We start from the raw sequence: 21,586 nt of genomic DNA, 5'->3' as shown, positions 1-21,586 counted from the left end.
TGCTATCGCTGAATTGACCTTGCTCAAGGTGTCTATGCATCCGGTCCTGGATGCTAGGCATTACTCATTGAGTGCTGACGAGGTCCGCCATGACTGATCGAATGAAGTTGCCTGCCGTCGAGCAACCTGTGAAATATGGAGCAAATATTGGTTGCGAATGGTCGGGTGATCGCTGCCGGCTTCTGGATGCGTTGGAGGACGACGAAGTTCGTGAGGTCCTGAAGCACGATGCGGCGCTTGCTCCCTCCAAAGCAAAACGACAGGCCGGCGCATGATTGACGAAGGCGGTCCGCGATCAACCCATCCGAGCTCGATCCCGAAGCCAACCCAACGTGTCGACAAGGCCGCGGCACTCCCGAATGAGCAGCCCGCGGGCGCCGAAGAGGATACTCGCGCGTCCGGCGCTTTGCGCAGCATCCTGCAATCGTCAAGCTATCAAGAGGCGGATCAGGACGAAAATTTCCTGCAGAGCGAATCCACACGCGGCATTCGCCTCCAACTTGATTTTCTCAAGGCCGAAACCTTGCTGCGAGAGCATCAGATCGCTCATACGATCGTCGTCTTTGGCAGCACTCGCATTTGCGAAGCGCCAGCGGCGCGCCGGGCCGTCGCCTCGATAGCTGATACGCTGGCCCTGAATCCCGACGACGACGGTTTGCAGCGCCGTCTCAAGGCGGCACGGCGCATTGCGGCGAACAGCAAGTATTACCGAATCGCGCGCGAGTTCGGACAGATCGTCGGTGCCGCAAGCGAAAAGGCCATCGGCGGGCGACTCCTGATCATGACCGGTGGCGGGCCGGGCATCATGGAAGCAGCCAACAGGGGTGCGCACGACGTCGGGGCCCAGTCGATCGGACTGAACATCACCCTTCCAAAGGAGCAGGACGCCAACCCCTATGTCACGCCCGAGCTGTGCTTCAGGTTTCACTACTTTGCGATGCGAAAGTTGCATCTTTTGATGCGCGCGCGGGCGCTGGTGGCATTCCCCGGTGGCTTTGGCACGATGGACGAGCTGTTCGAAGTGCTGTCGTTGGCGCAAACCCGAAAGATTGCGCCGGTACCGGTCGTGCTGGTTGGCGAGTCGTATTGGCGTCGCGCGTTTGACCCGGACTTCCTTGTCGAGGAGGGTGTCATCGATCCGGAAGACAGGGACCTGTTTTGGTTTGCAGAGTCCGCCGAGGAAGCCTGGCAAGGCATTCTGCGGTGGTACGAGGCGGCCGGCCGGCCGCTTCTTCCGGTTGGAGACGACGCCTCACGCGGCGAGTCGATCAGTCGAGAGGTCGGATCGTGAAGTTATCCTTTCATGGCGCCGACCGGGCGGTGACCGGGTCCTGTCACCTGGTCGAGTGCCTGAACCGACGCATTCTGATCGATTGCGGTCTTTTTCAGGGAAGTCGCGACCCGGTAGAAGAGAACGCCGCCGCCTTCGGGTTCGATCCCGCGACCATCGATTATGTTCTGTTGACCCATGCCCATCTCGATCACTGCGGCAGGATTCCATTGCTCGCCAAGCGAGGATTCAGGGGTGAGGTGATCACGACTGCTGCCAGTCGTGAACTGACCCGACTCGTGCTGGTCGATGCCGCGCACCTTCAGGAGGAGGACGCACAGCGGAGAGCGCGCCAATGGCGCAGACGGGGGAAAGAAGAAGGGTCGCAGCCGCTCTATACCGTCCTCGATGCGCTCGATTGCTTCGATCGGTTTGGAAGGACGGCTGAATACGGGCAACCGTTACAGCTCGTAGAGGGACTTCGCGCAACCTTCTTCGATGCCGGCCATATCCTGGGCTCCGCGAGCATCCTTATCGAGGCAGCCGAGCACGGCCGCACGCGTTCGGTCCTGTTCTCGGGCGATCTCGGCAACGCCGGTCGTCCGCTGCTGCGGCTGCCGAGCCCTCCGGCCCGCGCCGACATTGTCGTCATGGAATCGACCTATGGCGACAGGCGCCATCGATCGCTGAAAGACTCCATCGAGGAGCTCTACGGCGCGATCGGCAGCACGCTGGCGCGCGGCGGTAACGTCGTCATCCCGACCTTCGCGCTCGAGCGCGCCCAGGAGATCCTCTATGTGCTGCGCCAGGGGGTAGAGCGCAGCAGGCTGCCGCCGGCCATGCAAATCTTCCTGGACTCACCGATGGCGATCTCGGCGACCGAGATATTCAAGCGGCATTCCGAATGTCTCAGCCTTGAGGCCGCTTCGATGTTTCGTGAAGGACGGGATCCACTGCACCCGGCAAACCTGCGTCTGGTCCACGAGAGTGCCGATTCGGTTGCCATCAACAGGATAACCGGCGGTGCCGTCATCATGGCCGGGTCCGGGATGTGCACCGGCGGCAGAATTCGCCATCATCTTCGGCATAATATCTGGCGCAAGGAATCGGCGGTCGTATTCGTCGGATACGCCGCCTCGGGAACGATTGCGCGGCAGATCATCGATGGGGCCAAGTCCGTGCGGCTGTTCGGCGAAGACATTGCGGTTCGCAGCACGATTTACACGATCAACGGATTTTCGGCTCATGCGGACCAGCGGGAGCTGCTCGCATGGCGAAGCGCGATCGAGGGATGCGAGGCAACGTTCCTGGTTCATGGCGAAGAGCCCGCAATGCAGGCGCTCGCCGCGCTTTTGCCGGGCCAGCGGGTCGAGCTGCCGCGTCTGGGCGACGTGTTTGATCTCTAGGCGGCCCGCAATAGTTTTTGATGGTTGGGACGTGTTGATCTGACGCAAGCGGCAAACTGCGCGCGGTTTGATCTGGCGCAATGTCGCGCGGGATCGCTGCGCTACAAGTGCGGGTCCTTGCAGGCCGAACACGCACGTCCTTCAGAGAGGCCAGATCGCGTTGCCGGGCTGCGTTGGATGAGGGCGGCGTTCGCCGGTGCATCCCCGTCGGTGAGCCGCGCTTCCCCTGGACGTTCCAATATCGAGGGTCGCATGCAAAAGGACTATGCCGACGTCTGCAAGCATATCTCCAGCAATCTGGACCAACTGCGCAAGGGCATTCCGGAGACCATGCGCGCGTTCTCGGCGATGGCGCAGGCGGCAACCAGAAATGGCGCGCTTGATGCACGGACAAAGGAGTTGATCGCGCTTGCATTGGGCGTTGCCGCTCATTGCGACGGCTGCATCGGCTTCCACGCCGAGACCCTGGTCAAGCTTGGGGTTGGCCGCAAGGAGGTCGAGGAGGCGCTCGCGATGGCGGTCTACATGGGCGGTGGACCGTCCTTGATGTACGCCGCTGACGCGCTCGGGGCTTACGACCAGTTTCAGGAGCGCGCGGCGGTTGCCGAACCGGCGATGGATTGATCCGATCGACGCCGCGCGCGGCGAGGCGGTTGGCAAACTACCGGAAGGGACCGGACCTGTCGTGCTTCGATAGCTGGGATATTTGTATGATGTGCTCTGGATATGCCGAGCAGCCGCCGTCGCAGCAACACGGTACCGAAGCGCAGCCGCCGCGTCAGGCGGCGAAGAATGCCGTTGAGGTCGCGCAGAAGAAGCCGCGTGCCGGAAAGCCTCAAGACGACGCTCTATATTGGGCGTCCCGCGCCGAGCGGACGAAGCGCCAGGCTGCACGACATCAGGACCAGGCGACCCGCGATCACTTCATGAAGATTGCGGCCGGATATGAAGCGCTCGCGCGCTCGGCTCGCAGCGTCGGGCGGGATCCAGATTAGGCAGGCGGCCGACGAATAGTTCAGGGGATCGAGGCAAGCTAGACCTGGCTCAACGTTGGCTGCGCCGCCGGGCAAGGCGCCGACCTCATCGTCACCGGAGGCTAGGGGCATAGCCGGCTCGGTGAATGGATGTTCGGGCGGCATGACGCGCGGCTTGCTGCAGCACGCCCCAATCTGGCTGCTGATGTCGCATTAGATCGGCTGTGTCCGCCCGGTCTGGCGCTGGTTGGTGGTCTGCACCGTGTGAATTGATCACAATCAAAGGCCGTGAGCCGGAATGCGTTCAAAATGAAGCTGCATCAAAGGAGGCACATTGTCATGACACGCAACGTCGGACTCATTGATCAGCACGCCCGGATCATCATCGGCCTGGCTGTGATCGCATATGCGCTGAAGGACGGCTCGCTTGGAGCAGGATGGCTGGTCGCCGGGACACTCGGATTCGTTCTGATCGCGACAGCATTCTTCTCGTACTGTCCGCTCTACACGTTGCTGGGAATCAACACTCGGCAAAAGTCCAGCTCGGTCTAGAGATAGCGTATGAATAAAGACCTGACCCTTGCTGAGTTGCGCTCGCGACTCGATCGTCTCGGCGTTGGCGCGGTTTTAAGAATCTCCGATCATGATTATGAGCGGTTGTTTGGGATCAACGAGGTCGCTGCCGCCAAGGCCGCACAATTTGCCGGGAAGCACCATTGCGTGAGCGTTCCGGGAGACGGCTCGGTGTACTTCCGAAAATCGAACCCCGACGCGTATCGTTCGGTCGAGTTGGTGCAGGACGCGCCCCCAACGTCACGCTGAATCCGAAATCCGTTCAACGAACCTTCAGTCGAGAGTGATGATGGTTAGAAGCAGCCGGAAGATCTCCCAGCCGGAGGCAACCAGCAATGCGCCGACGATCAGCAGACGGCCGTACCATGAGACGGTCGGACCGTTCCGAAGATGCCGGCCTCGGATCGGTTGGTCGAGTGTTGGCGTCGGCGCCGAGGTTGCGACGGCGCGAGCATTGCCATTGCTCGCACCGTCAAGTCTCTGCTTGTTCCGTTGCTGTGATCGATCCATTTGTGGTCAAACCCATGCATCGTGCTAAGGAAACAGCAGGTGCCAATCTGTCAGCGCAGGCCAGACACGATCGTCGGGCCTATCGCAAGCCTACAAGGGCTGATCGTCTTCGGTCGAAGGTTCTTCCTCCAACGAGACAAAGTCGCCGCCGCCATAGTCCTCCTCCGGCGGCGGGTAGGTGACCTTCACCAATTGGTCGTCAACGCGCTTCACGCCCGCAACGTTCTCCACCGCAACGGTCGTGGCCTTGCGCGCATTGTTGTTCCGGATGTTGCCGCGCAAGCTGACGACCCCGTCACGCACACTCACGTTCAGCGCAGCGGGTCGCCAGGGCGCACGCGCCAGTGCCGCAATGACGGATGCGCAAATCTGGTCGTCGTTGCCGGAAGAGGAGGATAGGTCGAGGCGAAGGTTTGCGATGGCGGTCATGAAATCCGTACGCGTGACCATCCCGACCAGCTTTTTATCACGCATGACCGGAAATCGCGTGGCGCCGTGCGATTCCATGAGTTGAACGACCTGCTCAAGCGGGGTGTCCTCCTCGATGGTGATCGGGTTGGGCGACATGATCTGATTGACCTTGCGGCCGCATTGACGGGTGAAGTCGAGTGCGACCTGGCTCGTGCCTGCGAGCATCGCAAGCCAGCGGCCGCGGCGCTTCTCCGTTCCAACCTCCACGCGGCGGATGAAATCGCCGTCCGACAGGATTCCGACGAGCGCTCCATCCCGATCGACGACAGGAAGGCCACTGATGTGATGGGACAGCATCGTCTTGATGGCATCGATCACCGATGCATCGGCATCGATTACGATGACGTTCCGTGACATGATCTCCCGTACGAGCACGCGTAGATCCTCCAGCATGAGCTGATATGAGTGAGCTAGCTCCTGGAAGGAACAACGTGTGTTGATCCTCATCAACCGGACGGTCGTGTAATTGCGTTGATATGTTTACTATTGGGCAGGCAACCGAGTTGGGCAAGCCGCCCATAGTTGGTGACGGTCCATGACTTCTGATTGTTCAACCCCCGCCATGGTCGCAACCTAGACCGCTCGGCTATGCCGGGCCGTGGCGCGACCAAGGTGAGCGTCGAACGCCGAGGCGACGCTTCGGGCCAGGAATTCTGCGTCATCATTGATCGAGAGGCGATCACCCATCATCGTCACGGCACCGTCCGCGATCAGCCTGTCGAGCCGGGAACGATCGACGACGGCCGAACTAGGATCCCAGCGGTGTCGGCGGCACATTCCCGGCAGGTCTACGGCCATGTCGCACATGATGCGCTCGATGATGTCGGCACGGAAACGGTCCTCTGCGGTCAGCATGTAGCCCTTGACGGTGGCAAGCCGGTCCTCGGCGATGCGCGCAAGGTAGTCGCGTGTCGCGACTGCATTCTGCACGAAGCCCTGCGGCATGCGGCCGATTGCGCTGGCGCCCAGACCAATCAGGGTCTCGGCAGAATCGTCCGTATAGCCTTGGAAGTTACGCCGCAGCCGGCCCTCGCGCTTTGCCATGGCCAGATTGTCGCGAGGGAGCGCGAAATGGTCGAGGCCGATGCGGATGTATCCGGCGTCGGTCAGCGCCTGCGCGATTGCTTCGGACTGACGATGCCGCTCGAGACTATCCGGCAGCGACGGTTCGTCGATCATGCGCTGGTGCTTCTTGAAGGAGGGAATATGGGCATATCCGAACACGGAAAATCGGTCGGGCCGCAGCGCGACGCATTTGCCGACAGTATCCAGGCAGGACGCGACAGTCTGAGAGGGCAGGCCGTAGAGCAGGTCGAAGTTGATGCGACCGACGCCAGCACGGCGCAGCCGCTCGACCGCTTCCGCGGTCTGCTCAAGGCTCTGCGAACGATTGATGACGTGCTGAACGACAGGATCGAAGCTCTGGACGCCAAGGCTCGCGCGGTTGACGCCGCTGTAGCCCAATGCTTCCGCCATCGGCTCGGTCAGGGTGCGCGGATCGATCTCGACGGCGATCTCGGCATCGGGCTGCACGAAGAACGAGTAACGTAGCGCGCTGACGAGATCGGCGAAGGTTTCGGGCGTCATGATCGTCGGGGTGCCGCCTCCGAAATGGATGTGGGAGACGGGCAATCGCTGACCGACCGCTTCCGCAACGAGGTGCGCTTCGGTGCGAAGGCCGGCAGCGTAAATGGCGACCGGTTCGTCGCGCTTGGAGATGGAGGTGTGGCACCCGCAGTACCAGCACATCGACCGGCAAAACGGCACATGCAGGTAGATCGACGCCGGCCGGCGAGTTGGAACCGACCTGAGCCATGTCCGGTAGTCAGCCTCGCCGACCTCCGCAGAAAAATGCGGAGCCGTTGGATAGCTCGTGTAGCGTGGCAGCCTGTCCTGCCCATAGGTGATCGCCAGGTTCGACCGCATTCGATTACTTGCCTCTCACTCGCCGCCGGCTCTCGGAGCCTGGCGCGCCCTTCTCACGCCGCCATGATCCGGTTCGACATCGCACGGTTGCGCAGTTCCACCCGGCGCGAGGTCGGAAGCGAGATCACGCCGTTCTGCTCAAGCTGGGTAAAGGTGCGTGACACCGTTTCGATCGTCAGACCGAGATAGTCCGCGATATCCTGGCGCGACATCGGAAGCTCGATGGCGGCATTCTTGAAGGCGCGGCGCGCCATGTCATGAAGGAAGCCGACGACACGATCTTCGGCGCTGCAGATCAGGAGCATCAGATGCTCCTGGAAACGGCGCAGCTCCTGGGCCGTAGCATCCCACAGCTGCCGCGCCAGATCCTTTTCGTGGCCGGCACGGACCATGAGCGCGGCGCGCTTGACCACGATGACCCGGGCCTCGGAGACGGCCTCAGCCGAGGAGATATGCGTCTCGCCGGCCTCGAAGCCGAAGATATCGCCGGGGAGATAAAAAGCGCCGATCTGGCGACGCCCGTCTTCCAGAATCCTGTAAGTTCGGACGGCGCCGGAGACGACCTGGTAGAGGTATTCCGAGGCCTCATCCTCGCCGTAAATCTCGCTGTTGCGTGCGAACCGCATCGGCGTCCCAATCATGCCGAAGGGCCCTTCAACGCGCGCCTGCCGGTTGAGGATGCTGGTCGGGTGACGGCTGTTCTCGATAGAAATGGCGTTCTGGGTCTGCATGGCGGCACTCCATGGATGGGAAGATCGATGGAGGCAGATTGATCGCATCTCCTGGATCGGGAAATTTGGATATTTCCCCTAAGTAGAAGCCACTTACGTATTTATACGTAGGTGCCGGACAAAGTAGCCGCGCGCCGAGACATCGGTCGCGCGGCGCGTCGCTCAAGAGGAGAGGCTAGCGGCCGTTCTTGTCGGGATAGGCAGCGCGCGTGCTGGCTCCATTCCCGTCCTCTTCCCGAAGCCAGCGCGTCGTGCTGCGATCGGTCACGGCGAGCACGAGCGCAAAGAGCGAGAAGATGAGACAGACGGCCGTGACGACAAGCAGTGTGCTCATTGCCATCTTGGGCTCCTCGATTGATCAGCCGGCCGCCTTGATGTCTTCCGGCGATTCCACATAGTAGCCGGAATAACCGTCGACGAAGCAGAGGTGATCATGGACCTCCTTGACGCCCGAGGTGTTCTCGGCGAGCACGATCGCGGCCTGGCGCGCGCGGTCATCAAAGATCAGGCCGTTCAGATGCACGACGCCGTTGCGCACCCAGACCTGGAAGCCGGCGGGACGCCAGCCGGTGGCGTTGATTTCGCGCAGGATCCGTTCACGGATATGGCCGTCGTCGGCGGTCGGGTCGGGAACCTCGCGCGCCAGCGATGCGACAGCCTGCAGGATGTCCGCCCGGGTGACGATCCCGACCATGGTCTTGCCGTTCACGACTGGCACTCGCTTCACGCCATGCTTGTGCATCAGATGCACGATCTCGTCGAGCGGCGTCTGCTCCCTGACGGTGATCGGGTTCGCGGTCATGACATCCTCGACCTTGCGACCGCGCTCGCGCACAAAATCAGTCGCGGCACGACCCACGCCGGTGAACAGTTCCAGCCATGCTGAGCGCTTGTGGCCCGTGCCGATCTCGCCGCGCTGCAGGAAATCTCCCTCGGACACCATGCCCCTGAGCGTGCCGTCTTCGTCCATCACCGGCAGACCGCTGAGGTGACATCGCAGCATGATGTTGGCCGCATCCAGGATCTTCGTGTGCGGACTGACGGCGATGATATGCTTGGTCATGATCTGATGTGCACGCATGTCGGACCTCCGTGTTGAGAAAATAGAATAAAGCTCCGTGCACTCCGCACATTGACCTGGCTCAACGGTCTGCTTGCCCGCGCTCCAGCGATTTCAGGAACAGAATGAAGTCGCCCACCTGGTCCGCCTCGAAGCTGAACTGGGGCATGGTCGGATGGCCGGTGACGATTCCTTCCGCCAGCGATTCCTGCAGCATCTCGACCGGATAGCGTTCGTGCAATGTCCGGAACGGAGGCGCAATCTTCAGCGGGCTTGGGCTCACCTTGTCGATTGCATGGCAGCGGGCGCAGTAGAGCTGCGCAAGGCGACGGCCTTGCTCCTGGTCCGCAGCAGCTGGAGTCAGTGCGGCGCAGATCGCGCCGATGATGGCGAATCCGCGGGCCACATGCCTTGAAGATGTTCCGGCCGGATAATTCACAATTCGACTCTCGCTTAGTGAGACATCAGGACCGGGACGGTCATCGCGCGCAGCATGTCGCGCGTGACGCCGCCGAGCAGAGTCTCATGCAGACGGGAGTGGCCGTACCCACCCATCACCAGAAGGTCGAGGCTCTCGTCCGCCGCGATCGACAGCAGGATCGACTGAACCTCCGACTTGGACGCCGGCAACGACGTGATCTTGGCCGGAAGACCGGCCTTGGCAAGATATCGCACCAGATGGTCGGTGGAACTCTCCGCGGGGATAGCGTCAGGGCCATTGATGGTGATGATGGCGAGGGCGTCGGCAGCGCGCAGCAGCGGCATCGCATCATGCAGCGCGCGGGCAGCAAGCCGGCTGCCGTCCCAGCAGATTCCGATCCGCTTCGCTGAAAATGCGCCATGGAACGTGTAGGGCATGAACAGGACGGGACCACCGGCCTGGAACAATAGCTCTCGTGGAATCACGTTGTCGTAGCTGTTGTACTCGCCCAGCGGCTGCGCGACCACGGTGAGGTCGTGCAGACGCGCGCTCGCGCAGATGATCTCGCGCGCATCGATCGGAAGCGCACCCACGGCGCGGGTCGCGTAGGATATCCCTGCATTCCGCGCCTCGATGTCGAAGACGCGCAGCGCCGCCTCAGCGCGTTCGAGGGCCTGATCGTGTTCGACCTCGAACAGCGAGGCGACCGCCACGCCCCCTTCAGCGACGAACGGTACGCTGGCAGTCTCATAGCCGATCGCCATTGCGTCGAGATGCGCACCGATGCCGAGCGCGAGCGAAACCGACCCGTCGACCGCGGGACGTGGCGACAGCTCAGTCGGAATGTGGACCAGGATGTTCTTGAACATGGGCCGTTCTCCAAAGGGGGGTGGAAAAGCAAGTGCCATCAAAGCACCGGTTGAGGCGGGCCGATTTGATCTGCCTCATGCGCGTTCATGGATTCTCATTGAGGGAGATCAATTCATCGAGCGTGTATTTCGCGCAAATGTTGTGCCCAGCCTGGAGGAGCCGGCATGGCGCGCGTCGCATTGGTTACGGGTGGAAGCAGGGGAATCGGCGCAGCGATTTCGCGGGCCCTCGCGGCTGCTGGATATCGGGTTGCGGCCTGCTATGCCGGAAATGCTGACGCTGCGCGCCGATTTGGCGAGCAGACCGGAATTCGCACCTTCCGGTGGGATGTTGCCGATTTCGATGCCTGTGCAGCTGGTGTCCGCGAGGTCGAAGCCGCGCTCGGTCCGATCGACATCCTGGTCAACAATGCCGGCATCGTGCGCGACGCCACGCTGCACCGAATGACCAAGCCGCAATGGGACGCGGTGCTCCGAACCGATCTGGATTCGCTGTTCAACATGTGCAGGCCGCTGATCGAGGGCATGCGGGCGCGCAAGTTCGGGCGGATCATCAACATCTCGTCCATCAACGGGCAGAAGGGCCAGATCGGCCAGACCAATTATGCCGCGGCGAAAGCCGCCGAGCTCGGCTTCACCCGCGCGCTCGCGCTCGAAAGCGCGCGGTTTGGGATCACGGTCAATGCGATCTGCCCAGGTTACATCAATACCGAGATGCTGGCCGCGGTGCCGACCGATGTCATGCAGAACTCCATTCTGCCGCAGATCCCGGTCGGGCGGCTAGGACAGCCGGAAGAAATTGCCCGTGCCGTTGCGTTTCTTGCCGCCGACGAAGCAGGGTTCATCACCGGGTCGACGCTGTCGATCAATGGCGGCCAACACATATGCTGAATGGGAGAGATGACGATGCTCGCAACCGATGTGATGCGCAGTTCATTCGCGTCGATCAAGCCGACCGCCACAGTGCTCAGTGCCGTCGAGCTGCTGCTTGAGACCGATCAGCGCGGCCTGCCGGTGATCGACGATGCCGGCGACCTCGTCGGCATGGTGTCGGAGGGCGATTTCCTCCACCGCGACGAGCTTGGTATCAGCCCGCCGTCAGGAAACTGGCTGGAGTCTCTGCTTGGCATTGCGGAGAATACGCCTGAACGCGAACGCATGCGCACCTTGCGGGTCGGTTCGCTCATGAGTTCTTCTCCGATCACCGTCGATGTCGAGGCATCGATCGAGGACGTCGTCGCGCAGATGGATGTCTACAATGTCGCCCAGATTCCGGTGCTCTGCGCCAGAAGGGTCGTTGGTATTGTCAGTCGCAGGGAGCTGCTTGCGGCATTGGCGCGCCGATTGAGAGAAGCAGGGAAAGCAAGCACCGGAGTGACTTCATGAGCGAGATTGCCTTGCAAACACATGCGCATGCCGTCGTTTGGATCGATCACCTTGTCGCGAAGGTTTTCGGCATTGGGTTGACGGGCGTCAGCGCCACGGCCGTTCATGCGCATTTGCCCTCGCAGCATCTGCATCACAAGGCGAATACCATCGGCGATGGCCGCGTCCAGGCCGACGCGACATTCCTCGCCCGGGTAGGGGAGGCCGTGGGCGGTTGCAGCGATCTGCTCGTCATCGGACCAGGCACCGAGAAGGTCGAGCTGACGCAGTATCTCAGAACGGCAAGGCCCGACCTCAATTTGCATGTTGAGCCAAGCGATCATCCGACGGACAGCGAGATCGTGGCGTTGGGCCGGAAACGGTTCCGTTTCGACTAGGCCGGGACGTCTGGCGTCGGAGCAGGCGCCGAACGCGAAGACAGATAAGGGCCGAGCTCATTCCGCTCGAGCAAGGAGATGAGCGATGACAGCCCAAGCAGTTCTCGACCAGACCACATCCGCCGCCAATGACGAGGTGGCGGCTGCCAGAATGCCAGCTTCCGTGGTCCCTGAGAGTGAAGGATCGACGGCTGCCGAATCGATCGACCAGCTGGCTCACGCGGCAATGGCGCAATGGACTGGGGGCATCTCGCCGGCGAGCCTTGCGCTCGCGTTTGCCGATTGGCAGCTCCACCTCGCGGCGTCGCCCGGAAAACGGCTTGAGCTTGCACTGAAAGCTCTTGGTGATGGCTCGCGCTTCGCGCGAATGGTGTCGACGCCGCATGCGGCTTGGCAACCCTGGTTCGTGGTCAGGCCTCAGCCCGGCGACAATAGGTTCTCCGGCCAGGATTGGTCGCTGCCGTCGTTCAATATCATGGCCCAGGCTTTTCTGCTGGGCGAACAGTGGTGGCATTCGGCGGCCAGCGACCTGCGTGGCGTCTCGAAGGCAAATGCAGCAATTGTCGATTTCACCGTCCGCCAATGTCTCGATGTCGTAGCGCCGTCCAACTTTGCGTTCAGCAACCCCGAGGTGCTGCGGCGGGCGATGGATTCAGGTGGCGGCAACTTCGTGTCGGGTTGGCATAATTGGCTGGAAGATTGCAGGGACCTGTTGCGCGCCAGTCCGTCCGGACCCGCCCCATTTGTGGTCGGCAAGGACGTTGCCGCGACCAAGGGCAAGGTTGTCTACCGGAATGAGCTGATCGAACTCATCCAATACGCCCCCGAGACGGCCGACGTTTGCCCCGAACCGGTACTTATCGTGCCGGCGTGGATCATGAAGTATTACATCCTCGATCTCTCACCGCAGAATTCGCTCGTGCGCTTCCTGGTCCAACGCGGCTTTACGGTGTTCATGATCTCATGGCGTAACCCCGGGCCAGCCGATCGCGAGCTTGGTCTCGATCACTATCGCAAACTTGGGATTGACGCCGCGATCGACGTGATCAATCAGCTTGTTCCCGAACGTCCGATCCATGCCGCTGGCTACTGCCTTGGCGGGACGCTGCTCGCAATCGCAGCAGCTCGGCTGCAGAAGGAGCGGCCCGGCTGCCTGCGCTCGGTAACGCTCTTGGCAGCCCAGGTCGATTTCACCGATGCTGGCGAACTGACGCTCTTCATCAATGAAAGCCAGGTCGCGTTCCTCGAGGATATGATGCGGCAGCGCGGCGTGCTCGATACGGCGCAGATGGCCGGGGCGTTCCAGTTGCTGCGGTCGAACGATATGATCTGGTCGCGCCTAGTCCGTGATTATCTCATGGGCGAGCGCGCTGCGCCGAGTGACCTGATGTCATGGAATGCGGACGCGACCCGCATGCCCTACCGGATGCATTCGGACTATCTGCGCAAGCTGTTTCTCAACAACGACCTTGCCGAAGGCCGCTATTCGGTGGACGGACAGCCGGTGGCGCTTGCCGACCTTCGCGCCCCCATGTTCGTGGTCGGCACCGTTCGTGATCACGTCGCGCCCTGGCGGTCGGTTCACAAGATTCACCTGTTGGCCGATGCCGATATTACCTTCGTGCTGGCGAGCGGCGGTCACAACGCCGGCATCGTTGCTTCGCCGTCGGAGGAGGGGCGCAGCTATCAGTTGTTGGAGAAGAAGGCGGATCAACCTTATGTCGGCCCCGACGAGTGGCTGCGGAAGGCGGTGAATCGCGACGGATCCTGGTGGCTGGAGTGGGTTCGCTTCCTCACGGCGCATTCCGGTGCATGGGGGCCGGCGCATTCGGTGCTTCACGCGCCCGAGGGTGTATCGTCGCTTGGTGATGCGCCGGGACAGTACGTCCTCCAGCATTGAACGTCGCACCGGCTTGACCTGTCGCAAATCCTCACCGCCGCGAGCCGTTACGATGAAAAGGTCGCACCAGGTTGCAGCGAGGAAGCCATGAGTCTGATCCTCCGCGTTTTCTTCATACTAGCGGGAGCCATCACCGCGCTGTTCGTCGCGCGCGATTCTCTGTACTTTGATGTCATGCAAATGTTCGTGGCTATCCTGCTGGTGATCGGGCTCCTGTTGGCCGGTAGCCTCTGGAGCCTGTGGCGGCAAACGTGACAGCTCGAGCTCGGTCGATGGCCTTGGGATTTGGGCGTTCGCCATCGTTCGCTGGTATCGGCGCCATTCGCCCATAATATTGCTCTTGAGCTTCACGTACGCGCTGGATCGGTGATGCAGTAGGGCTTGAAACGACTGAGCGCGCCGAGGGTCGGCTGTTCAGGCCGGCCCTCGGAAAGCAGATGGCGGATTTCGTCGACGCGTCCGGAATGGAAACGTCTATCGTCCTTCGAGCCCGGAAGAGCCCTTGGTGATGTTCATGAACATCAGGGCTATTGCAGATGCGGCAGCAACAAATGCCGCGGTCCATCTGACGGTGGAGACGGCAAAGGCGGCGTCAAGCCGCCAGCTTGTGGGTATCGGCTCCGTCGAGGCAAGCGGTACCACATCCGGAAAGTACCAATTGCAGAATAGAGCGAGCACGACCGCGAGGATCGCACTACCGACAAAGACGAAGGTTAATCGCCGTTTCATGGAACTCCTCCTGTCAATGGGAGAATGTTGCCAGACCTGACGGCATCGACCAATTCAGGAGTTTCCCTTAGGCGATGTACCGCTCGCCCCGTCCGTTGGGGACGCCAGCAGGCCGGAAATACTGCGTTCAAGCGTGGTGGAGGGCGTGCCGGAAGCGTCTACAATGTCCCAATCGATCATTCCGGTTTTAATGTTGTCTTGGATCAGGACTACATCGGACGTCGCGTCCGACGCGTCGTTCTGCCGCGATGCCACGCGGTGCAGCCGTGTGGCGCGCCCGGCGGTCAAGAAAATGCCGCGAAAGTCAACTTTTGCGTCGCGAGCAACGGCTTCCGCGGCACCACGTTCCACCGGCTTCAGAAAGACCGCATCGAGTACTACCGAAACTCCCTGGTCCAATATTTGCGCGGCATGCTTGAGCATGGTCTGGTAGACGCGGTTCGATGCTTCGGGAGTATAGGTCTCCGGCGATAATGTGGCGTGCTCGGCGACGTGATAGAGCTGCTTGCGAATGACATCCGATCGCAGAACCAGGGCGCCCGGGGGCGGCGCGATCAGATGCGCCATGTCGCGCGCCAGCACGCTCTTGCCGGTACCGGACTTCCCGCCAATTGCAAGCAGACGGTGCGGCCCCGGTTCAATGAGCCGGCGTGCAAGCTCGAAATAACGCCTCGCTTGGGCGGTGATCGTTTGGCCGCTTTGGTATTGTCGAAGCTTGGTGAAGAGCACGTTGGCGCGTATTGCAGCGCGCATGGACAGAAACAGCGGCAGCAACGACAGCGCGTTCGACTGCGCATCCCAGGTGGCTTGCACGTAGCTGTTGAACAGTCTGTTGGCTGTCGGCTCCTGCCCGAAGTACAGCAGGTCCATCAGTGGAAATGCGAGGTCGTAGAGGACGTCGGTCGTCGCGATATTGGGGTCAAACTCGATCGCATCGAACAGAATGGGCTCGCCATCGAGCAGAACGATGTTGCCGAGATGTGCATCGCCGTGACAGTGGCGGACCTGCCCAGCGGCGGCGCGGAGGCGCAACAGTTCGAGGTTGCGCGCGAGGGTCCGATGGCTCAGTTCGTGCAATTGATCGATTTCCTCCCGGGACAGAGCTGGCGCGGCGCAAAACTGCTCCGTATTTCGGTCGATGATGACCGGGAGCGAGGCAAGCCATGAGGATCCTCCGCGTCCGGTTGCGGTTCGATGGGATTCGAGCAGGATGGCGGCCAGTCTCTCGCCAAGCTCCGGGCGGATTTCATCCCGCTCTGCGAGATGATCGAGTGTCTTGTTCTCGTCGAAGCGAGCCATTTCGACGGCCCATTCGACAACCGGACCGGTCCCCCCGACCACAAGCCCATCGCGCCCACGCGTGATCGGAACCACCCTACGATAGATGGCGGGGGCGTGGCGCTTGTTGATGGCGATCTCATCCTCGCAGGCGCGCCGCCGCTTCTCCAATGTCGAGAAGTCGAGATAAGGCAGCTTGACAGCTCGCTTGATCTTCAGAACACGCGAAGGTTCGAGAAAGACGATCGAACAATGGGTGTCGATCCGCTTTACCGGAACGGTCGGCTGGCGAGACCTGGCCAGGAACGACAATACAGCGGCCTGGCCGATCTCGCCTGTGGCCGCGTCGGGTGTTGATGTCGGCGTCGTCATGGTTTCAAGACGGTTGCGCCGACGAGCTTGCCGTCCCGCAAGCGCGCCAGTGCTTCATTCGCCTGATCCAAGGGAAAGACGGTGACGTGTGTCCGGATTCCAGCTCCTGCCGCTGTCTTGAGAAAGTCGACGCCATCCTGTCGCGTCAGGTTGGCAACGGAAACGATCTGCCGTTCACCCCAAAGGATGTCGTAGGGAAAGCCCGGGATATCCGACATGTGAATGCCGGCACAAACCACGCGTCCGCCTTTGCGCAGCGCGCGCAGCGCGAGCGGGACAAGCGACCCGGTGGGGGCGTAGATGATTGCGGCATCAAGCTCGGCCGGCGGCCGATCTACCGAAGCGCCGGCCCAGCATGCGCCGACCGATAAAGCCAGGTGCTGGGCCTCGGTGTCGCCCGCACGGGTGAAAGCGTACACATCCCGCCCTTGCCAACGCGCCACTTGCGCGACGATATGTCCCGCCGCGCCAAAGCCGTAGATGCCGAGCTTGCGGCCGTCGCCAGCCATCACCAGGGAGCGCCAGCCGATCAGGCCGGCGCAGAGCAGCGGTGCAAGCTCCGCGTCCTCGCCGTCTTCACCGAGCGGGAAGCAGTAACGCGCGTCTGCCACCAGGTGGGTGGCAAAGCCGCCGTCCCGCGTATAGCCGGTGAACAGGGGGGCGTCGCAGAGGTTTTCCTTGCCTTCCCGGCAGTAGGGACAATGCCCGCAGGTCGATCCAAGCCAGGGGACGCCGACGCGTGTGCCAAGATGCGCATGGTCTACGCCGTCACCGATCGCATTGATACGGCCAACCACCTCATGGCCGGGAACGATCGGATAGGCGATGTCGGGCAGTTCCCCGTCGACGACATGCAGGTCGGTGCGGCAAACGCCACAGGCGCCTACCTTGACGCGGACCTCGCCTGGCCCCGGAAGTGGGTCGGGCCGCTCCGCATATTGCAGCCGCGCGCCTCGCGCGGGCAGGATCATGGCGTGCATGACGGGACTCGCTTCGGTCTGTGCCCCTCCTTTGATCACATGACATTGGCCCGGTTTTGATCCCGGTCAAGGGTGGAGTGGCTGCTCCTGATTAACGTTGGCACGTAAGCGACACTCAAACAGGAGGTATTGATGGTCAACGACATGATCCCCGTTCGAACCGAGCGCGCCTTGGCGCGGCGGGAGAACAACCCCTTCACATTTCTGCAGCAGGAGATCGACCGGCTGTTCGATGGATTCGGCCGCAATTTTCCGACATTCGCCCCGTCGCAGGCGATGCCGCGAATGGACGTCAGCGAGACCGACAAGACCGTCGAGATCTCCGCCGAGCTGCCTGGCCTCGAGACTAAGGACGTTCAGCTCAATCTCGCCGACAACACGCTCACGATCCGGGGTGAGAAGAAGAGCGAGCGCGAGGAGAAGGACAATGACTATCACCTGATCGAGCGCAGCTTCGGCGCGTTCTCGCGGTCCGTCGCATTGCCCGAGGGCGTCAGCGCGGAAGACGTCAGCGCCGAAATCGCCAAGGGCGTGCTCAAGGTCACCGTCAAGAAGCCGGCTCCCAAGCAGAGCAGGCAGATCGACATCAAGACGGCGGCGTAGCCGCCCTGCCGGGCGCGTCGCCCGTCGGCGAGCGACGCGCCCACGAAATAGCCATCCATCCAAGGGGATCCGCCATGTACGAGTTTCTTCAGGAAACCGTCGCGAGCAACATGACGAGGTCGGTACGAAGCGTCGCTCCCGAAATGACGGTCAGCGACTTGTACCGGTTGTTCGCAAAAGACGACTATGACGCCTATCCCGTGCTCCGCGACGATGTCGTGGTCGGCTTCGTCACGAAACTCGACGCCCTGAAGGTGTTCGCCTGTCCGACCGATCACATCTTGCCACGTTACGACGATCGGATGGGAACGACGGTCGATGAGATCATGTCGTCCAACGTGATCGCGGTGGAGCCGGACACGAATTTGCAACGTGTTCTGCAGATGATGGTCGCACATCGGCTCAAGAGCCTGCCCGTGATTGACAAGTATCGCCACCTGGTCGGGATCATTGCTCGCGAGGATGTCATGCGGGCTCTGGCGCGCTGCACGAAGCGGCAGGCGCCTCCGCTCGTTCCCTGCGAGACCGTCCGATGTCTACGTTTGGTCTAGAACGGGTTCTTTCGCCTCGAGCGGTCGCACTTGTCGGCGGTAGTTCGCGTCCATCTTCGCTCGGCCTGGCGGTGCTCATGAACCTCAAGGCGTGCGGCTTTTCCGGCCGCATCGCCGTGGTCAATCCGAACTACACTGCGATCGACGGCGAGGTTACATTCCCGGATCTCAAGTCACTTCCATTCGTTCCGGACCTCCTCGCGATCACGGCGCCCGCGACCGCGATTCCCGGAATCATCTCGGACGCTGCCGCGGTCGGTGTCGCCGGTGCGGTGATCCTGTCGTCCGGTCTCGGACACGGTGCCGGCTCGCTTGCCGAGACGGTCGCGCGGACCGCGCGCATGCACCGCATGCGCCTGATCGGGCCGAACTGTCTCGGCGTCATGGTGCCGCGCGCAAAGCTCAATGCGAGCTTTGCCGCGCATCAGCCTGCCGACGGGCGTCTTGCCCTGATCTCGCAGTCGGGCGCCGTCGCTGCCGCGATGATCGAATGGGCGGCAGAGCGGCGGCTCGGCTTCTCCGGCATCGTATCGATCGGAGACCAACTCGACGTCGATGTCGCTGATTTGCTCGACTATTTCGCGCAGGACGATCATACCAACGCGATCCTGCTCTACCTCGAGGCGGTCAAGGATGCGCGTAAATTCATGTCAGCCGCGCGCGCTGCGGCGCGGCTCAAGCCACTGATTGTCGTGAAAGCGGGTCGGATGGCCCAGGGCGCCAAGGCCGCCGCTACCCATACCGGCGCGCTGGCCGGTTCGGACGCAGTCTATGATGCAGCGTTCCGCCGGGCCGGCATGCTGCGCGCATACGACCTTCGGGAATTGTTCGACTGCGCCGAGTTGCTCGGCCGCGGCTTCGTTCCGCGCGGCAACCGGCTGTCGATCCTGACCAATGGCGGCGGGCTCGGCATCCTCGCGATCGACCGGCTCGTTGAGCTCGGGGGCGTTCCGGCGAGCCTGTCGGCGGAGACGATTGCGGCGCTCGGTCAGGTTCTGCCGCAAGGCTGGTCTCGCGCCAACCCCGTCGATATCTCCGGCGATGCCGATGCTGCCCGCTACGTATCTGCACTCGGCGCGCTGCTCGAGGACGCCAACAGCGACGCGGTCCTGGTCATGAACGTGGAAACGGCGGTCGCACCGACCGAAGGAATCGCCGAAGCGGTGGCACAATGTGTTCGTGACCGTCGGACCAGGAAGAGTGACGTTGCCGCGCTGGTGCTTGCATCGTGGGATGGTGCCGACGAGCGCACCGCGGCAACCTTCGAAGCTGCCCGCGTCCCGCATTTTCCCACCGAAGATGACGCGGTGCGCGCTTTCATGTACTTGGTGAGATATCGCGAGGCCTCCATCGCGCTGGCCGCAACTCCGCCCAGTATCGCCGCGACGTTTGCGCCGGAGACGGTGTCGGCACGGCGCGTGATTGCGAAAGCGCTGTCCGAGGGGCGAGGATGGCTTGACCCAGTTGAAATCGTGGCCCTGTTCAAGGCGTACGATATTCCGATTGTTCCGACCGTTGTGGCCCGTGATGCCGACGAAGCCGTAGACAAGGCCGCGCCCTTTCTTGCGCAAGGGTTTGCCGTAGCGGTGAAGCTGTTCTCCCGCGACATCAGGCACAAGTCGGACATCGGCGGTGTCATTCTCGGCTTGCGGACTAGCGAAAGCGTCGCACAGGCGGCCAGGACGGTGCTCGCGCGCGCCCGGGCAGCGCGGCCGGATGCCGTCCTGCAAGGCGTGACGATCCAGCCGATGATCGAGCGGCGGGCGGCGCGTGAGCTGATCCTCGGCATTGCCGATGATCCGACCTTTGGTCCCGTGATCGGGTTTGGCCGCGGTGGCACCGCGGTCGAGGTGATCAACGACAAGGCGCTGGCGCTGCCACCGCTCGACATGAACCTGGCGCGCGACCTGGTGAGCCGGACACGGGTCTCGCGGCTCCTGGCTGCCTATCGCGATGTGCCCGCTGTCCCGGCCGATGTCGTGCCCCTCACCCTCGTCAAACTGGCGCAGATGGCGGCCGATATTCCGGAAGTCGCAGAGCTCGATATCAATCCGCTGCTGGCGGATGAAACCGGCGTGCTCGCGCTCGATGCGCGGGTGGCCGTCCGCAAGCCGGCGCGGCTGTTTGCAGGTCAGACGCGGCTCGCGGTGCGGCCTTACCACGTCGCAATGGGAAGGAGAGCTTGCCCTGAGAGACGGCTCGCGCGTCGTGATAAGACCGTTGCGGCCGGAAGATGAGCCCATGGTCGAGAGCTTCTTCAGGCGTGTAACGGCCGAGGATCTCAGGCTTCGTTTCTTCCAGGCGATGAAGAATTTTTCGCATGCGTTCATTGCCCGGCTGACCCAGCTCGACTATGCGCGTGCGATGGCCTTTGCGGCGCTGGATCCGAGCACCGGCGCCATGGTGGGAGCAGTCCAGCTTCATTCGGACTCGCTCTACGAGAATGCCGAGTACGCTATCCTGCTGCAGTCCGACCTCAAGGGCAGAGGATTTGGGTGGGCGCTGATGCAGCTTCTGATTCAGTATGCGCGGTCGGAAGGGCTGAAGCGGCTGTCAGGTGAAGTGCTGGCCGAGAACACCACCATGCTGAACATGTGCTATGAGCTCGGGTTCACGGCCGTGACAGAGCCGACCGACCACCGGATCGTCAATGTCGTCCTCGACCTCTCCCTTCCGGTGGTGGATGCCTTGGGGGCCGACATCCTGATCCGGCGCAGTCGCGATCAAAGCGGTGTGACGGAGACGACCCGATAGGGGTGTATGCCGTCCGCCTCATGAACGGAGACGTATTCGCCGAGCCGAAAGCGCTCGTTGCCGAAATGATATCCGGCTTCATCGGCTGTCGAACCGGCCACGTCGTAATGGAGGCGCCAGCTGCCGCCCGGACCATGAACGAGATGACCGAGCTGATCGTCTTCCGTGGGGCGCTGACGAACGACGCGGCAAGCCTCGCGATGGGTTTTCCAGGTCTCGACATCGATCCGCGATGCCGTGTCGAGCGGGGCAACGATGATATAGCCGATCGCGGGCGCGCCCTCGGGGTGATCATGCTCGCGCGCGCGCTCAAGCCGAACCTGCCTGAACGAGTGCGGCAACGCAGTGTTTTGCAGAGGCGTGAAGGCGGCGCGATTCATCAGAAATCTCCCTGAACATGCCCGAGCTGCCGGGCAATCTGCTCAATTCTAGAGCCGCGGCGCAC

The 21,586-nt window shown here is 62.1% G+C and carries 25 protein-coding genes and 1 pseudogene; 15 read left to right on the top strand and 11 right to left on the bottom strand.

Going from position 1 to position 21,586, the window contains the following annotated elements:
- Positions 1-89: 89 nt before the first annotated feature.
- The 7 genes from AC066Y_RS15235 to AC066Y_RS15205 all read left to right on the top strand — a co-directional run bounded on the left by AC066Y_RS15235 (position 90) and on the right by AC066Y_RS15205 (position 4,472).
- Positions 90-275 carry a hypothetical protein gene (locus AC066Y_RS15235; RefSeq protein WP_478274570.1) on the top strand — a complete coding sequence of 62 codons (186 nt, stop codon included), beginning with the start codon at positions 90-92 and terminating at the stop codon, positions 273-275.
- Positions 272-1,291, top strand: a complete 1,020-nt coding sequence (locus AC066Y_RS15230; protein ID WP_478274569.1) for an LOG family protein — start codon at positions 272-274, stop codon at positions 1,289-1,291. Before AC066Y_RS15235 ends, AC066Y_RS15230 begins: the two co-directional genes overlap by 4 nt.
- The gene (locus tag AC066Y_RS15225) at positions 1,288-2,676 is read left to right on the top strand and encodes an MBL fold metallo-hydrolase (protein ID WP_478274568.1); all 1,389 of its coding nucleotides are present in this window, start codon (positions 1,288-1,290) and stop codon (positions 2,674-2,676) included. The genes AC066Y_RS15230 and AC066Y_RS15225 overlap by 4 nt, the downstream gene beginning before the upstream one ends.
- Before the next feature lie 252 nt (positions 2,677-2,928).
- A complete protein-coding gene (locus tag AC066Y_RS15220) occupies positions 2,929-3,300 on the top strand; it encodes a carboxymuconolactone decarboxylase family protein (RefSeq protein WP_478274567.1) in 372 nt (123 codons plus the stop codon).
- Between the two features lie 86 nt (positions 3,301-3,386).
- Positions 3,387-3,671 carry a hypothetical protein gene (locus AC066Y_RS15215; protein WP_478274566.1) on the top strand — a complete coding sequence of 95 codons (285 nt, stop codon included), beginning with the start codon at positions 3,387-3,389 and terminating at the stop codon, positions 3,669-3,671.
- Positions 3,672-3,989: 318 nt separating this feature from the next.
- Complete coding sequence (locus AC066Y_RS15210) at positions 3,990-4,202, top strand: YgaP family membrane protein (RefSeq protein ID WP_478274565.1); 213 nt, start codon at positions 3,990-3,992, stop codon at positions 4,200-4,202.
- A 9-nt stretch (positions 4,203-4,211) separates the two neighbouring features.
- Positions 4,212-4,472, top strand: a complete 261-nt coding sequence (locus AC066Y_RS15205; RefSeq protein WP_478274564.1) for a hypothetical protein — start codon at positions 4,212-4,214, stop codon at positions 4,470-4,472.
- Positions 4,473-4,823: 351 nt separating this feature from the next.
- Here AC066Y_RS15205 and AC066Y_RS15200 read toward each other — a convergent pair whose 3' ends face one another.
- From AC066Y_RS15200 to AC066Y_RS15170, 7 genes are all read right to left on the bottom strand, one after another.
- A complete protein-coding gene (locus AC066Y_RS15200) occupies positions 4,824-5,561 on the bottom strand; it encodes a CBS domain-containing protein (protein ID WP_478274563.1) in 738 nt (245 codons plus the stop codon).
- 216 nt (positions 5,562-5,777) lie between these two features.
- Positions 5,778-7,130 carry an oxygen-independent coproporphyrinogen III oxidase gene (gene hemN, locus AC066Y_RS15195; RefSeq protein ID WP_478274562.1) on the bottom strand — a complete coding sequence of 451 codons (1,353 nt, stop codon included), beginning with the start codon at positions 7,128-7,130 and terminating at the stop codon, positions 5,778-5,780.
- A 53-nt stretch (positions 7,131-7,183) separates the two neighbouring features.
- Positions 7,184-7,861 carry a helix-turn-helix domain-containing protein gene (locus tag AC066Y_RS15190; protein WP_478274561.1) on the bottom strand — a complete coding sequence of 226 codons (678 nt, stop codon included), beginning with the start codon at positions 7,859-7,861 and terminating at the stop codon, positions 7,184-7,186.
- 175 nt (positions 7,862-8,036) lie between these two features.
- A complete protein-coding gene (locus tag AC066Y_RS15185; RefSeq protein ID WP_342726645.1) occupies positions 8,037-8,201 on the bottom strand; it encodes a hypothetical protein in 165 nt (54 codons plus the stop codon).
- Positions 8,202-8,219: 18 nt separating this feature from the next.
- Positions 8,220-8,942 carry a CBS domain-containing protein gene (locus AC066Y_RS15180; RefSeq protein WP_478274560.1) on the bottom strand — a complete coding sequence of 241 codons (723 nt, stop codon included), beginning with the start codon at positions 8,940-8,942 and terminating at the stop codon, positions 8,220-8,222.
- A gap of 61 nt (positions 8,943-9,003) precedes the next feature.
- Positions 9,004-9,327 carry a c-type cytochrome gene (locus tag AC066Y_RS15175; RefSeq protein ID WP_478274707.1) on the bottom strand — a complete coding sequence of 108 codons (324 nt, stop codon included), beginning with the start codon at positions 9,325-9,327 and terminating at the stop codon, positions 9,004-9,006.
- A gap of 47 nt (positions 9,328-9,374) precedes the next feature.
- On the bottom strand, positions 9,375-10,211 hold the full coding sequence (locus AC066Y_RS15170) for a universal stress protein (protein ID WP_478274559.1): 837 nt from the start codon (positions 10,209-10,211) through the stop codon (positions 9,375-9,377).
- 165 nt (positions 10,212-10,376) lie between these two features.
- Here AC066Y_RS15170 and phbB point away from each other — a divergent pair, with 165 nt between their 5' ends.
- The 5 genes from phbB (at position 10,377) to AC066Y_RS15145 (ending at position 14,129) form a co-directional block, all read left to right on the top strand.
- The gene (phbB, locus tag AC066Y_RS15165; protein WP_478274558.1) at positions 10,377-11,102 is read left to right on the top strand and encodes an acetoacetyl-CoA reductase; all 726 of its coding nucleotides are present in this window, start codon (positions 10,377-10,379) and stop codon (positions 11,100-11,102) included.
- Between the two features lie 9 nt (positions 11,103-11,111).
- The gene (locus tag AC066Y_RS15160; RefSeq protein ID WP_478274557.1) at positions 11,112-11,597 is read left to right on the top strand and encodes a CBS domain-containing protein; all 486 of its coding nucleotides are present in this window, start codon (positions 11,112-11,114) and stop codon (positions 11,595-11,597) included.
- Entirely contained in the window at positions 11,594-11,974 is a 381-nt protein-coding gene (locus AC066Y_RS15155) for a hypothetical protein (RefSeq protein WP_478274556.1), read from the top strand. Before AC066Y_RS15160 ends, AC066Y_RS15155 begins: the two co-directional genes overlap by 4 nt.
- An 85-nt stretch (positions 11,975-12,059) precedes the next feature.
- On the top strand, positions 12,060-13,874 hold the full coding sequence (locus AC066Y_RS15150; protein ID WP_478274555.1) for a PHA/PHB synthase family protein: 1,815 nt from the start codon (positions 12,060-12,062) through the stop codon (positions 13,872-13,874).
- A gap of 87 nt (positions 13,875-13,961) precedes the next feature.
- Positions 13,962-14,129 carry a hypothetical protein gene (locus tag AC066Y_RS15145; RefSeq protein ID WP_478274554.1) on the top strand — a complete coding sequence of 56 codons (168 nt, stop codon included), beginning with the start codon at positions 13,962-13,964 and terminating at the stop codon, positions 14,127-14,129.
- A 219-nt stretch (positions 14,130-14,348) separates the two neighbouring features.
- Here the strand turns inward: AC066Y_RS15145 and AC066Y_RS15140 are convergent, their stop codons facing one another.
- The 3 genes from AC066Y_RS15140 to AC066Y_RS15130 are packed head-to-tail and all read right to left on the bottom strand — an operon-like array spanning position 14,349 to position 17,233.
- Complete coding sequence (locus AC066Y_RS15140; protein WP_478274553.1) at positions 14,349-14,603, bottom strand: hypothetical protein; 255 nt, start codon at positions 14,601-14,603, stop codon at positions 14,349-14,351.
- A 54-nt stretch (positions 14,604-14,657) separates the two neighbouring features.
- Positions 14,658-16,253, bottom strand: coding sequence for a bifunctional aminoglycoside phosphotransferase/ATP-binding protein (locus tag AC066Y_RS15135; RefSeq protein WP_478274552.1), 1,596 nt, complete (start codon positions 16,251-16,253; stop codon positions 14,658-14,660).
- Positions 16,250-17,233 (bottom strand): zinc-dependent alcohol dehydrogenase family protein, encoded by a 984-nt coding sequence (locus AC066Y_RS15130; RefSeq protein WP_478274551.1) that lies wholly within the window; start codon positions 17,231-17,233, stop codon positions 16,250-16,252. Before AC066Y_RS15130 ends, AC066Y_RS15135 begins: the two co-directional genes overlap by 4 nt.
- 132 nt (positions 17,234-17,365) lie before the next feature.
- Here AC066Y_RS15130 and AC066Y_RS15125 point away from each other — a divergent pair, with 132 nt between their 5' ends.
- The 3 genes and pseudogenes from AC066Y_RS15125 (at position 17,366) to AC066Y_RS15115 (ending at position 21,141) form a co-directional block, all read left to right on the top strand.
- Positions 17,366-17,836, top strand: coding sequence for an Hsp20/alpha crystallin family protein (locus AC066Y_RS15125; RefSeq protein ID WP_478274550.1), 471 nt, complete (start codon positions 17,366-17,368; stop codon positions 17,834-17,836).
- Positions 17,837-17,910: 74 nt separating this feature from the next.
- The gene (locus tag AC066Y_RS15120; protein WP_478274549.1) at positions 17,911-18,387 is read left to right on the top strand and encodes a CBS domain-containing protein; all 477 of its coding nucleotides are present in this window, start codon (positions 17,911-17,913) and stop codon (positions 18,385-18,387) included.
- Positions 18,369-21,141 (top strand): annotated as a pseudogene (locus AC066Y_RS15115) (bifunctional acetate--CoA ligase family protein/GNAT family N-acetyltransferase). The gene AC066Y_RS15120 and the pseudogene AC066Y_RS15115 overlap by 19 nt, the downstream one beginning before the upstream one ends.
- Here the strand turns inward: AC066Y_RS15115 and AC066Y_RS15110 are convergent.
- The gene (locus AC066Y_RS15110) at positions 21,111-21,521 is read right to left on the bottom strand and encodes a hypothetical protein (protein ID WP_478274548.1); all 411 of its coding nucleotides are present in this window, start codon (positions 21,519-21,521) and stop codon (positions 21,111-21,113) included. The pseudogene AC066Y_RS15115 and the gene AC066Y_RS15110 overlap by 31 nt on opposite strands.
- Between the last annotated feature and the right edge of the window lie 65 nt (positions 21,522-21,586).

The organism is Bradyrhizobium sp. USDA3010 (assembly GCF_056429065.1).
This window is presented reverse-complemented; position numbering and strand designations above follow the sequence as displayed.